This is a genomic window from Neorhizobium sp. LjRoot104 (assembly GCF_964253725.1).
In the GTDB taxonomy this organism is placed as follows: Bacteria; Pseudomonadota; Alphaproteobacteria; order Rhizobiales; family Rhizobiaceae; genus Neorhizobium.
This window is the reverse complement of sequence record NZ_CAXURS020000001.1, coordinates 2967959-2980124: the sequence shown is the minus strand read 5'-3', so window position 1 is coordinate 2980124 and position 12166 is coordinate 2967959. Positions and strand designations below refer to the sequence as shown.

Sequence of the window (12166 nt, the reverse complement as noted above, 5' to 3'; positions counted from 1 at the left end):
GGAGATTTCCATGCTGCTTTCCGGCACTTCCATGGAACAGGGCGGCGGTTCGGTGACCCCCGTCCTGTCAGTCCGCAATCTTTCCACCTCGTTTCGCGTGAACGACGAATGGCGCACGGTTGTGCGCAACATCTCGTTCGACGTGGCGCCGCGCGAGACGGTGGCGATCGTCGGTGAGTCGGGCTCGGGCAAGAGCGTCACCTCGCTGTCGATCATGCGGCTTCTGCCGAAGAACTCGAGCAGGATCGAGGGTCAGGTCTTCCTCAACGGCCGCGAACTGCTGTCGCTGCCGGAAGAGCAGATGCGCCGCGTGCGCGGCAACGACATCTCGATGATCTTCCAGGAGCCGATGACCTCGCTCAACCCGATTTTCCCGATCGGCAAGCAGATCGCCGAGGCGCTGACGGTCCATACCGACATCAGCAAGGCCGATGCGAGGGCGGAAGTGATCCGCCTGCTCGAAAAGGTGCGCATTCCGAACGCCTCGTCGCGGTTCGACGAATATCCGCACCAGTTTTCCGGCGGCATGCGCCAGCGCGTGATGATCGCCATGGCGCTCGCCTCCAAGCCGAAACTGCTGATCGCCGACGAACCGACCACGGCGCTCGACGTGACGATCCAGGGCCAGATCCTCGATCTCATCAAGCTCCTGCAGGAAGAGGAGGGCATGTCGGTCCTCTTCATCACCCACGACATGGGCGTCGTCGCCGAAGTCGCCGACCGCACCATCGTCATGTATCGCGGCGATGCGGTCGAGACCGGCGAGACCGGCGATATCTTTCACCGCGGCAAGCACCCCTATACACGCGCACTGCTTTCCGCCGTCCCGCGGCTTGGTTCGATGGGCGAGCGCAGGCTGCCGCTTCGCTTTCCGATCGTCGATATCAAGACCGGCGAGCAGATGCCGCTTGCCGACGTCACCGATACGGTCGCCAAGGGCAAGACGCCGATATTGGACGTCAAGGACCTGACCACCCGGTTCGACATCCATTCCGGCCTGTTCGGGCGCAAATCCGGCGCGGTGCACGCGGTCGAGAAGGTCTCCTTCGATCTGTTCGCCGGCGAGACGCTGTCGCTCGTTGGCGAATCGGGCTGCGGCAAGTCGACCACCGGCCGCTCCGTGACGCGCCTGATCACGCCGACAAGCGGCGAGGTCACCCTCGACGGCTACGAGGTGATGAAGCTCGACCAGCCGACGCTGCGCCAGATGCGCCGGTCGATCCAGATGGTCTTCCAGGACCCGTTCGCCTCACTGAACCCGCGCATGAGCGTCGGTTCCGCGGTCATGGAACCCTATGTCGAGCACAGCCTCGGCACCAAGCAACAGGCCCGCGACAAGGCCGCCAGCCTGATGGAAAAAGTCGGTCTTTCGGCCGACATGATGAAGCGTTTCCCGCACGAATTTTCCGGCGGCCAGCGCCAGCGCGTCGCCATCGCCCGTGCCCTGATGCTCGACCCCAAGATCATCGTCGCCGACGAAGCGGTCTCGGCGCTCGACGTGTCGATCAAGGCGCAGGTCTGCAATCTTCTCCTCGACCTGCAGCAGAGCCTGAACCTCGCCTTCCTGTTCATCAGCCATGACATGGCGGTGGTGGAACGCGTCAGCCACCGGGTGGCGGTGATGTATCTTGGCGAAATCGTCGAGATCGGCCCACGCGCCGCGGTCTTCGAAAACCCGCAGCATCCCTATACGAGGAAGCTGATGTCGGCCGTGCCGATCCCGGATCCGTCGCGCCGCCGGATCAAGCGCAACATGTCGACCGACGAGATCAAGAGCCCGATCCGCCCGGTCAACTATGTGCCGCCGAAGCGGGAATACCGCGAGGTTTCCGCGGGGCATGTGGTGCAGGTGGCGTAAGGCTTTCCGCCTGTCGATCAATCGCTGAATTTGCTGGTCGCCCGGATTTCTGGTATCTTTGATGTGCCTGCAATCCGGGCGATTTGCCAATCCTGGCATCGAGGAAACGGTCTTTCATGAGCCACAAGGACACGATCCGGCAGCGCACCCTTGAGGCGGCGCATCTTCAGGCGATCGAGGGTAATCCTCTCGATGCGGAACAGTTGGCGATGTTTGAAATGTTCGACCGCGAAGGATGGTCGCCGGAACGCCAGAGGGCTTATATTCTTGAGCGAGCCCGCGCCGCTGCCGCACAGCAAACGGCGGAATGACCGACGATCCTTACGTCTATCCAGGCACTGGCGTTCTGAGAAACAAGCTCGGTTTAACCGAGGCCAACAAGCTTGATTATTATGAGCGCGAAATCGTGACGATGCGGGCGCGCGAAGATATCCCGCAAGGCGCCTTCGACCTTAAACACTTGAAGGCGATCCATCGCCACCTGTTCCAGGATATCTTCGAATGGGCGGGGCAGGTGCGGACCGTCGAGATTTCCAAGGGCGAGAGCCAATTCCAGTTCCGGCAATATATCGAAACCGGAATGGCGGATGTTCACCGCCGCATCGTTAAATCCAACCTTCTGCGAGGTCTGGAGCGACCGGTATTTGCGGCCGAGGCTGCCCGGATCATCGGGGACGTGAACTACGTCCATCCCTTTCGCGAAGGAAACGGCCGCACCCAGCTGCAATATTTGAAGCAGCTTTCGGAACAGGCCGGCCATCCGCTCGACTTGACGAAGATCGACGCGGCCGGGTGGCTGGAGGCCTCGAAGGAGGCACATCGTGCCCGGTACGATGTCATGGAGCAGGTGATAAACGATGCATTGCGTCTGACGTGAAGGGAGTGGCCGTCACGAGGTTCCCTCCGGTTTATATCACAAAGCTCGCATCACTCCTGCCCGCCGTTCCAACCGTTTGACAGGCTATCCGAAACCATGGCAGCAACAGGCGGAGGAGAATTTCTGCCATGGCAAAACGATCTGATACGCAGGGGCGGCTGGACGATGCGGCGCGGGCCGGCTGGCTCTATTACGTCGCCGGGCGCACCCAGGACGAGATCGCCGCGGCCATGAGCATTTCGCGGCAGTCGGCGCAGCGGCTGGTGTCGCTCGCGGTCGCCGAACGGCTGATCAAGGTGCGGCTCGACCATCCGATCGCCGCCTGCCTGGAACTCGCCGAGGGCCTGCGCAAGAAATACGATCTCAAGCATGTCGAAGTGGTGCCGAGCGATCCCGCCGGCGTATCGAGCACCGTCGGGATCGCCGAGGCGGGAGCAGCCGAGATCGAGCGCTGGCTGAAGCGGCCGGACCCGATCGTGATTGCTGTCGGCACGGGCCGGACGCTGAAGGCCGCCGTCGACCAGCTACCGCCGATGGAATGTCCGCAGCACCGTATCGTGTCGCTGACCGGCAATATCGGGCCGGACGGATCGGCCGCCTTCTACAACGTCATCTTCTCGATGGCGGACGCCATCAAGGCGCGGCATTTTCCGATGCCGCTCCCTGTCCTCTGTTCCTCGGCGGAAGAGCGCGAAACGTTGCACGACCAGGCGCTGGTGCGCTCGACCCTCAGGCTCGGCGCGCAGGCGGACGTCACCTTTGTCGGTATCGGCGAGCTTGGGCCCGACGGGCCGCTCTGCGTGGACGGCTTCCTCGGCGAGGAGGAAATGCAAAAACTCGTCCGGGAAGGCGCGGCCGGCGAGATCTGCGGCTGGGTCTATGACAACCAGGGGCGGCTTCTCGCCAATTCCATCAACGACCGTGTCGCCAGTGTACCCATCCCCTCACGGGAGACCTCCGCGGTCATCGGGATCGCTCAGGGGCGGAAGAAACTCCAGGCCATTTCCGCCGCGCTCAAGGGCAGAATCATCAACGGCGTGATCACGGATGAGGCGACTGCAGAGCAATTGCTCTCGCTCTGAGCAAAAATTATCCGTAGCCAAATCAATAGCATGATCTGTCTGCGCTGCATTGCAGCGACGATTGGTGATTGACTTTCAGTGCCAATAAGTGGGTAATTGCTCATGAGCAAAGCGAATGCTCGTTACTCATCTTCTGGGAGGAAGATATGACATTGAAGACGATTTTGCTGGGCGCCTGCTCGGCGCTGGCGCTTGCCGGCCTTTCCACCGCGGCTTCGGCTGAAACTCTCACCATCGCGACGGTCAACAACGGCGACATGGTCCGCATGCAGGGCCTGACCTCCGAGTTCACCAAGGCGAACCCGGATATCCAGATCAACTGGGTGACGCTCGAAGAAAACGTGCTGCGCGAGCGTGTCACCACCGACATCGCCACCAAGGGCGGCCAGTACGACATCCTGACGATCGGCAATTACGAAGTGCCGATCTGGGCCAAGCAGGGCTGGCTGCTCGAGCTCAACAAGCTCGGCGACAAATACGACACCAACGACATCCTGCCGGCGATCAAGGGCGGCCTGACGGTCAACGGCAAGCTCTATGCCGCACCGTTCTACGGCGAGTCGGCGATGATCATGTATCGCAAGGACCTGTTCGAGAAGGCCGGCCTGAAGATGCCGGAAAACCCGACCTGGGAATTCATCGGCGATGCGGCTCGCAAGATCACCGACCGCAAGGCTGACGTCAACGGCATCTGCCTGCGCGGCAAGGCCGGCTGGGGCGAGAACATGGCCTTCATCACCGCGCTCACCAACTCGTTTGGCGGCCGCTGGTTCGACGAGAAGTGGAACCCGCAGTTCGACCAGCCGGAATGGAAGGCCGCCCTGCAGTTCTATGTCGACCTGATGAAGGATGCCGGTCCGGCCGGCGCCTCCTCGAACGGCTTCAACGAAAACCTGACGCTGTTCCAGCAGGGCAAGTGCGGCATGTGGATGGACGCCACGGTTGCTGCGTCCTTCGTCTCCAACCCGAAGGATTCCAAGGTTGCCGACAAGGTGGGTTACGCGCTCTTCCCGGTGAAGGGCGAGATGAAGAACCATGGCAACTGGCTGTGGTCCTGGAACCTGGCTGTTCCGAACTCCTCCAAGAAGGCGGACTCGGCGCAGAAATTCATCTCCTGGGCAACCAGCAAGGAATATACCCAGCTCGTCGCTTCCAAGGAAGGCTGGGCCAACGTTCCTCCGGGCACCCGCACCTCGCTCTATAACAACGAGGAATACAAGAAGGCCGCCGCCTTCGCGGTTCCGACGCTTGCCGCGATGAACGCCGCCGACATCACCAAGCCGACCGTCAAGCCGGTGCCCTACACCGGCGGCCAGTTCGTGGCGATCCCTGAATTCCAGGCGATCGGCACCAATGTCGGCCAGCTGTTCTCGGCGGTCGTCGCCGGCCAGTCCACGGTCGCCGACGCGCTTGCCCAGGCCCAGACCGCGACCTCGCGCGATATGAAGCGCGCCGGTTATCCGAAGTAAGCCTCCCGAGGTTGCGCCGGTAGATGGTGAGTGCCCCTCATCCGCCTGCCGGCACCTTCTCCCCGTTTTGACGGGGAGAAGGGACATGCCGCTCCGGTAACGGTTCCCCTCGCCCCGCTTGCGGGGAGAGGGTGCGCCGAGCAAAGCGGAGGCGGGGTGAGGGGCCTACGGTTCCGCGGTCTCATGGCATATCCAAAAGCGTAAGAGCCGCATCAAGGCGGACAACAGGGAGGGCGTCGATATGGCAACGCAAAACACCAAGACGTTGGCGCGCCTGATGATGGCGCCCTCCGTTCTGCTTCTTCTGGTCTGGATGATCGTGCCACTGGCGATGACGCTGTGGTTCTCGTTCCAGAACTACAATCTGCTCGATCCGTCCAATGTCAGCTTCACGGGTCTGTTCAACTATCAGTTCTTCTATACCGACCCCGCCTTCTTCCAGTCGATCTGGAACACGCTGGTCATCGTCGGCGGGGTGCTGCTGATCACCGTCATCGGCGGCATCGCCATCGCGCTGCTGCTCGACCAGCCGATCTTCGGGCAGGGGATCGTGCGCATCCTGGTCATCTCGCCGTTCTTCGTGATGCCGCCGGTCGCGGCGCTGATCTGGAAGAACATGATCATGCATCCGGGCTACGGGGTGCTGGCGGACATCAACAAGTTTTTCGGGCTGCAGCCGGTCGACTGGTTCGCGCGTTATCCGCTGTTTTCGATCGTCGTCATCGTCGCCTGGCAATGGCTGCCGTTCGCGACGCTCATCCTGCTGACCGCGCTGCAGTCGCTGGACGGCGAGCAGAAGGAAGCGGCGGAGATGGACGGCGCCAATTTCCTCAACCGGTTCGTCTACCTGGTGCTGCCGCATCTGGCGCGTTCGATCACGGTCGTCATCCTCATCCAGACGATCTTCCTGCTCGGCGTCTATGCGGAAATCCTGGTCACCACCAATGGCGGCCCCGGTTACGCTTCCACCAACCTCGCCTTCCTGATCTACCGCACGGCGCTTCTCGGCTACGACGTCGGCGGCGCCTCGGCGGGCGGCATCATCGCAGTCGTGCTCGCCAATATCGTCGCCTTCTTCCTGATGCGCGCCGTCGGCAAGAACCTGGACCGGTAGGAGAAGATCATGGCCCGTTCCGTCACCACAAGACACAAGGTCACCGCCACCGCCGCCGCCTGGATCGTCGCGCTGATCATCTTCTTCCCGATCCTCTATACGCTGATCACCAGCATCAAGACCGAGCCGGAAGCGATTGCGGGGTTCAGCCTCTGGCCGTCCGGCACGTTCGAGAATTACATCACCGTCCAAACGCAGCGCGACTACCTGAAGCCGTTCATGAACTCGGTGATCCTGTCGGTCGGCTCCACCATCCTGGCGCTGATCATCGCCATCCCGTCCGCCTGGGCCATGGCGTTTTCGCCGACCCGGCGGACCAAGGACATCCTGATGTGGATGCTGTCGACCAAGATGATGCCGGCGGTCGCGGTTCTGGTGCCGATCTACCTGCTGTTCCGCGATTTCGGCCTGCTCGACAGCCGCATCGGCCTCACCGTCATGCTGACGCTGATCAACCTGCCGATCGTGGTCTGGATGCTCTACACCTACTTCCGCGAAATCCCGGGCGAGATCCTGGAAGCGTCGCGGATGGACGGGGCAGGCCTGTGGCAGGAGATCGTCTATGTGCTGACGCCGATGGCGGTGCCGGGCATCGCCTCGACTTTGCTCCTTAACATCATCCTCGCCTGGAACGAGTCCTTCTGGACCATCCGGCTGTCGACCACCAATGCGGCGCCGCTGACGGCCTTCATCGCCTCCTTCTCCAGTCCGCAAGGCCTGTTCTGGGCAAAGCTCTCGGCCGCCTCGACCATGGCCATCGCGCCGATCCTCATTCTCGGCTGGTTCTCACAGAAACAACTCGTTCGCGGCCTCACGTTTGGCGCGGTTAAGTAAGGAAAACGGACATGGGCAGCATCACGCTCCAAAAAGTGTCGAAAGTGTTCGGCGAGGCGAAGGTCATTCCTTCGATCGATCTCGAAATCAATGACGGCGAATTCGTCGTCTTCGTCGGCCCGTCCGGCTGCGGCAAGTCCACGCTGCTGCGGCTGATCGCTGGGCTGGAGGACGTGTCCGGCGGCCATATCCTGATCGACGGCAAGGATGTCACGGACGCCGCACCTGCGGCACGCGGGCTTGCCATGGTCTTCCAGTCCTACGCGCTCTATCCGCATATGAGCGTCAGGAAGAACATCGCCTTTCCGCTGAAGATGGCGAAGATGGAGCAGTCGGCGATCGACAAGAAGGTGACGGACGCCGCCCGCGTGCTGAACCTCACCGATTATCTGGAGCGCCGCCCCTCGCAGCTTTCCGGCGGCCAGCGCCAGCGTGTCGCGATCGGCCGCGCCATCGTGCGCGAACCCTCGGCTTTCCTGTTCGACGAGCCGCTCTCCAACCTCGACGCCGCACTGCGCGGCACGATGCGGCTGGAGATCAGCGACCTGCACCATCAGTTGAAGACGACGATGGTCTACGTCACACATGACCAGGTCGAGGCGATGACCATGGCCGACAAGATCGTCGTCCTCAACCGCGGCAACATCGAGCAGGTCGGTTCGCCGCTCGAACTCTACAAGACGCCGCGCAACCTGTTCGTCGCCGGCTTCATCGGCTCACCGCACATGAACTTCGTCACCGGCGCCTATGCGCAATCGAAGAGCGCCAAGACCGCCGGTATCCGGCCGGAGCATCTGATCCTTTCGAAGGACAGCGGCTTGTGGACCGGCACGGTGAAGGTCGCCGAACATCTCGGTGCCGATACGTTCCTGCATCTCGATGTCGATGGCATCGGCCAGGTCACCGCCCGTGCAGGCGGCGAGTTCGGCGCCCAATACGGCGACCGGGTTTACCTCACGCCCGACGAAGCCAAGCTGCATCGGTTCGACGACAAGGGCATCGCCCTTCGCGCCTGAGCGCAAGACTGGAGTAGAGACAATGACTGTGAAGCTTTCGCTGGCGAGCTTGAATGACGCTGCGGCCACCGCCGCCGTGCCGGCCTATGATCCCAAGGGCCTGACCGCCGGCATCCTGCATTTCGGCGTCGGCAATTTCCACCGCGCCCATCAGGCGATCTATCTCGACGACCTGTTCAACACCGGCAGGGCGCATGACTGGGCGATCATCGGCGCCGGGGTGATGCCGTCCGACGGGGCCATGCGCGACAAATTGAAGGCCCAGGATTTTCTGACCACCGTCGTCGAGCAGGACAACAACAGGACCGCCGCCCGCATCACAGCGCCGATGATCGACATCATCGCTCCCGGCGATGTCGCGACCCTGATCGAGACGCTCGCCGACCCGAACATCCGCATCGTCTCGATGACGATCACCGAGGGCGGCTATTTCATCGATGCCTCGGGCGCCTTCAACCCGGCCCATCCGGCAATCGCCGAGGACGGCCGCAATCCGGCGAACCCCAAGACCGTCTTCGGCCTCATCCTCGCCGGCCTCAAGGAGCGCAAGGCGAGGGGGATCACCCCCTTCACCATCATGTCCTGCGATAACATTCCCGGAAACGGCGAAGTCACCGAGAACGCCGTCATCGGGCTCGCCAAGCTTTCCGACCCCGAGTTCGCCCACTGGATCCACCAGAACGTCGCGTTCCCCAACTCGATGGTCGATCGGATCACGCCCGCCACCGGCCAACGCGAGATCGACATCCTCAGACAAGATTTCGGCATCGACGACAACTGGCCGGTGTTCTGCGAGGAATTCAAGCAGTGGGTGATGGAGGACAAGTTCCCCGCCGGCCGTCCGCGGCTGGAAGAGGTCGGCGTCCAGTTCGTGGCCGATGTGGCGCCCTACGAGCTGATGAAGATCCGCATCCTCAACGGCGGCCATGCGGCCATCGCCTATCCGGCCGCGCTTCTCGACATTCATTTTGTGCACGAGGCGATGGAGCACAAGCTGATCCGGGGCTTTCTGGAAAAACTGGAAAAGGACGAGATCATTCCGGTCATCCCGCCGGTGCCGAACACCAATCTCATCGATTATTACAAGCTGATCGAGCGGCGGTTCTCCAACCCGAAGATCGGCGACACGATCCCGCGGCTGGCGCAGGACGGCTCCAACCGCCAGCCGAAATTCATCCTGCCCTCGACTGCCGACCGGCTCGCCAAGGGGCAGGACATTATCGGTCTGTCGCTGGTCTCGGCGCTGTGGTGCCGCTATTTCGCGGGTACGTCCGACAGCGGCAAGGAGATCGTCTTCAACGACGCGAGCGCCGACCGCCTGAACGCCGCGGCGCTGAAAGCCAAGGATAATCCGGATGCTTTCCTTGCGCTTGGCGACATTTTTGGAGACGTTGCGAAATCCGAGCTGTTCCGCACCCGCTTCGCGCATGCGCTGAAGACGCTCTGGGCCGAGGGGACGGCAAGGACGCTCGAGCTTTATCTCGGCGGCAAGCTCGCCAAATAGCAGGTGGCCAACAGAGGGTGAGCATCGTGCAACATTCGGCGGGACCACTGGTGATCTTCGATTGCGACGGGGTCCTCGTCGACAGCGAGCCGGTATCGGTGCGCGTTCTGGTCGATGCGCTACGCCGCAAGGGGGTCGAGATGGATGCGGCGGAAGCCTATAGCCGCTTTCTCGGCCGCAGCCTCGGCACCGTGACCAAGACGATGCGGGAGGAATTCGGCGTCGAGGCGGACAACACCTTTCTCGAAGACATGCGCCGAGATCTCTATGCCCGTTTCCGCGCCGAACTGCAGCCGATGCCGGGCATTGCCGACGCCCTTGATGCCCTTGATTTCCGCCGTTGCGTGGCCTCCTCCAGCCAGCCGGAGCGCATCCGCCTCTCGCTATCGCTGACCGGCCTCATCGACAAACTGGAGCCGAACATCTTTTCCGCCACGATGGTGGAAAAGGGCAAGCCGGCCCCGGATCTCTTCCTGCACGCGGCAAGTGAAATGGGCGCCGATCCCAAAAACTGCATCGTCATCGAGGACAGTCCCGCCGGCATCCAGGCGGGCCACAGCGCCGGCATGGCGGTATTCGCTTTCGTCGGCGGTTCGCATGCCTCCGTTCCCGGCTACCGGGAGCGGATCGATGCGCTTTTACCGGAAGTCGTGTTTGACGCGATGCCGGATTTGATCCACCTTGTCCGGAAACATATAGAGGGTCGCAACGGCCCCGTTCCGCAGGCGGCGCTTTAGGTGCAATCTTCGGAATACGTGAGCGACCACAAGGGACAGGAAACAGAGCCGGATGCGTGATCACCTCGTTGCGGTCGATATCGGCACGGGCAGCGCCCGCGCCGGCGTCTTTGATCGCAACGGGCGCCTGCTCGCCAAGGCCAAGCATCCAATCATGATGTTCCGTCCCAGGCAAAATCACGCCGAACACGATTCCGAGGATATCTGGGCCGCCACCTGCCTTTCCGTGAAGGTGGCGATGACGGAGGCCGGCATCGCTGCAGACCGCATCGCCGCGATTGGTTTCGACGCAACCTGCTCGCTCGTCGCGCGCGACCGCGAGGGCCAGCCGCTCACGGTTTCCACGACCGGCAAGGCCAATCAGGATACGATTGTCTGGCTCGACCACCGGGCGATCAAGCAGGCCGACCAGCTTTCGGCCACCGGCCACAAGGTGCTGGAATTTTCCGGCGGTTCGCTGTCGCCCGAGATGGAGATGCCGAAGCTGATGTGGCTGAAACAGCAGCTGCCGCAGACCTGGGCGAGGGCGGGCTATTTCTTCGATCTCGCCGATTTCCTCACCTGGAAGGCAACCGGCTCGCCCGCCCGCTCGCGCTGCACGCTGACCGCCAAGTGGAACTATCTCGCCCACGAAAACCCCGGCTGGAGCGCCGACTACCTGGCGCTGGCCGGCCTCGGGGACCTGCTCGAAAAGGGCGGTCTGCCGGACGAGACGGTCGGGGTCGGCATGAGCATGGGCAGCCTCGGTCGTCAGGCGGCCGAAGAACTCGGCCTCGACACGCAAGTGCAGGTAGCTCCCGGCATGATCGACGCCTATGCCGGCGCGTTTGGGGTCCTCGGGGGGGTGTCGGGTGGCGCGTCGGGGGGCTCCAAACTCGAAAGCAGCGTGGCGCTGATCGGCGGCACCTCGAGCTGCATCGTCGCCTTCACCAGGGATCCCAAGCCCGGCCGCAGCCTGTGGGGTCCCTATTACGAGGCGATCCTGCCCGGTCACTGGCTGGTCGAAGGCGGACAGTCGGCGGCGGGTGCGCTGCTCGACCATATCGTGCTGATGCACGCGGCCGGCGGCGAACCGACGGCAGAGCTGCACGGCCGCATCATCGCCCGCGTCGGTGAGCTGCGCGACGAGACCGAGGGCGATATTGCCCCCGGCCTCCACGTCCTGCCGGATTTCCACGGCAACCGCTCGCCGCTCGCCGATCCGCACGCGACCGGTGTCATCAGCGGCCTTACCCTCGACACCTCGTTCGACGGTCTCTGCCGCCTCTACTGGCGCACCTGCGTTTCGATCGCGCTCGGGATCAGGCACATTCTCGATGCGCTCTCGGACTACGGGTACCGCTTCGAAACCCTGCACGTCACCGGCGGCCACGTGAACAACCCGCTTCTGATCGAACTTTATGCCGATGTCACCGGCCGCAGGGTGGTGATCCCCGATAACCGCGATGCGGTCCTGCTCGGGACGGCAATGGCGGCCGCGTTTGCCGGCGGGGTGCATGGCTCGCTGTTCGAAGCGGGGCGGGCGATGGATAGCGGCGGAACCGAGCGGCGGCCCGATCCGGCGCGGGCCGAGCAGTACGGGCGGGATTACCGGCGGTTCCTGGCGATGGTCAGGCACCGGGAGGAATTGCGGGGGATGGAGTAGGCGCCTGCGCGGTATCGCAAAGCCGGATGC

11 protein-coding genes are annotated in these 12166 nt (G+C 62.9%); all 11 read left to right on the top strand.

Annotated elements, in window-relative coordinates; translation table 11 throughout:
• Positions 1-10 precede the first annotated feature (10 nt).
• Entirely contained in the window at positions 11-1858 is a 1848-nt protein-coding gene (locus tag ACSQ8R_RS15135) for an ABC transporter ATP-binding protein (protein WP_436254129.1), read from the top strand.
• A gap of 116 nt (positions 1859-1974) precedes the next feature.
• Complete coding sequence (locus ACSQ8R_RS15130; RefSeq protein ID WP_436254128.1) at positions 1975-2169, top strand: hypothetical protein; 195 nt, start codon at positions 1975-1977, stop codon at positions 2167-2169.
• On the top strand, positions 2166-2735 hold the full coding sequence (locus ACSQ8R_RS15125) for a Fic/DOC family protein (RefSeq protein ID WP_436254127.1): 570 nt from the start codon (positions 2166-2168) through the stop codon (positions 2733-2735). The genes ACSQ8R_RS15130 and ACSQ8R_RS15125 overlap by 4 nt, the downstream gene beginning before the upstream one ends.
• Positions 2736-2863: 128 nt before the next feature.
• Complete coding sequence (locus tag ACSQ8R_RS15120; protein WP_436254126.1) at positions 2864-3817, top strand: sugar-binding transcriptional regulator; 954 nt, start codon at positions 2864-2866, stop codon at positions 3815-3817.
• Positions 3818-3963: 146 nt separating this feature from the next.
• Positions 3964-5286: an ABC transporter substrate-binding protein gene (locus ACSQ8R_RS15115; RefSeq protein WP_436254125.1), complete on the top strand. Its 1323-nt coding sequence runs from the start codon at positions 3964-3966 to the stop codon at positions 5284-5286.
• Between the two features lie 241 nt (positions 5287-5527).
• Positions 5528-6400 carry a carbohydrate ABC transporter permease gene (locus ACSQ8R_RS15110; protein ID WP_436254124.1) on the top strand — a complete coding sequence of 291 codons (873 nt, stop codon included), beginning with the start codon at positions 5528-5530 and terminating at the stop codon, positions 6398-6400.
• A 9-nt stretch (positions 6401-6409) separates the two neighbouring features.
• Positions 6410-7234 carry a carbohydrate ABC transporter permease gene (locus tag ACSQ8R_RS15105; RefSeq protein WP_436254123.1) on the top strand — a complete coding sequence of 275 codons (825 nt, stop codon included), beginning with the start codon at positions 6410-6412 and terminating at the stop codon, positions 7232-7234.
• Between the two features lie 11 nt (positions 7235-7245).
• Positions 7246-8250, top strand: coding sequence for an ABC transporter ATP-binding protein (locus ACSQ8R_RS15100; RefSeq protein ID WP_436254122.1), 1005 nt, complete (start codon positions 7246-7248; stop codon positions 8248-8250).
• Positions 8251-8272: 22 nt separating this feature from the next.
• Positions 8273-9754 carry a mannitol dehydrogenase family protein gene (locus tag ACSQ8R_RS15095; protein WP_436254121.1) on the top strand — a complete coding sequence of 494 codons (1482 nt, stop codon included), beginning with the start codon at positions 8273-8275 and terminating at the stop codon, positions 9752-9754.
• A 26-nt stretch (positions 9755-9780) separates the two neighbouring features.
• Positions 9781-10491, top strand: coding sequence for an HAD family hydrolase (locus ACSQ8R_RS15090; RefSeq protein ID WP_436255483.1), 711 nt, complete (start codon positions 9781-9783; stop codon positions 10489-10491).
• A 52-nt stretch (positions 10492-10543) separates the two neighbouring features.
• Positions 10544-12136 carry an FGGY-family carbohydrate kinase gene (locus ACSQ8R_RS15085; RefSeq protein WP_436254120.1) on the top strand — a complete coding sequence of 531 codons (1593 nt, stop codon included), beginning with the start codon at positions 10544-10546 and terminating at the stop codon, positions 12134-12136.
• The last annotated feature ends 30 nt before the right edge of the window (positions 12137-12166 follow it).

What these genes read in the sequence shown, in the direction of transcription:
- ACSQ8R_RS15135 (WP_436254129.1), top strand. Translation starts at nt 11, where the DNA reads ATGCTGCTTTCCGGCACTTCCATGGAACAGGGCGGCGGTTCGGTGACC.
- ACSQ8R_RS15130 (WP_436254128.1), top strand. Translation starts at nt 1,975, where the DNA reads ATGAGCCACAAGGACACGATCCGGCAGCGCACCCTTGAGGCGGCGCAT.
- ACSQ8R_RS15125 (WP_436254127.1), top strand. Translation starts at nt 2,166, where the DNA reads ATGACCGACGATCCTTACGTCTATCCAGGCACTGGCGTTCTGAGAAAC.
- ACSQ8R_RS15120 (WP_436254126.1), top strand. Translation starts at nt 2,864, where the DNA reads ATGGCAAAACGATCTGATACGCAGGGGCGGCTGGACGATGCGGCGCGG.
- ACSQ8R_RS15115 (WP_436254125.1), top strand. Translation starts at nt 3,964, where the DNA reads ATGACATTGAAGACGATTTTGCTGGGCGCCTGCTCGGCGCTGGCGCTT.
- ACSQ8R_RS15110 (WP_436254124.1), top strand. Translation starts at nt 5,528, where the DNA reads ATGGCAACGCAAAACACCAAGACGTTGGCGCGCCTGATGATGGCGCCC.
- ACSQ8R_RS15105 (WP_436254123.1), top strand. Translation starts at nt 6,410, where the DNA reads ATGGCCCGTTCCGTCACCACAAGACACAAGGTCACCGCCACCGCCGCC.
- ACSQ8R_RS15100 (WP_436254122.1), top strand. Translation starts at nt 7,246, where the DNA reads ATGGGCAGCATCACGCTCCAAAAAGTGTCGAAAGTGTTCGGCGAGGCG.
- ACSQ8R_RS15095 (WP_436254121.1), top strand. Translation starts at nt 8,273, where the DNA reads ATGACTGTGAAGCTTTCGCTGGCGAGCTTGAATGACGCTGCGGCCACC.
- ACSQ8R_RS15085 (WP_436254120.1), top strand. Translation starts at nt 10,544, where the DNA reads ATGCGTGATCACCTCGTTGCGGTCGATATCGGCACGGGCAGCGCCCGC.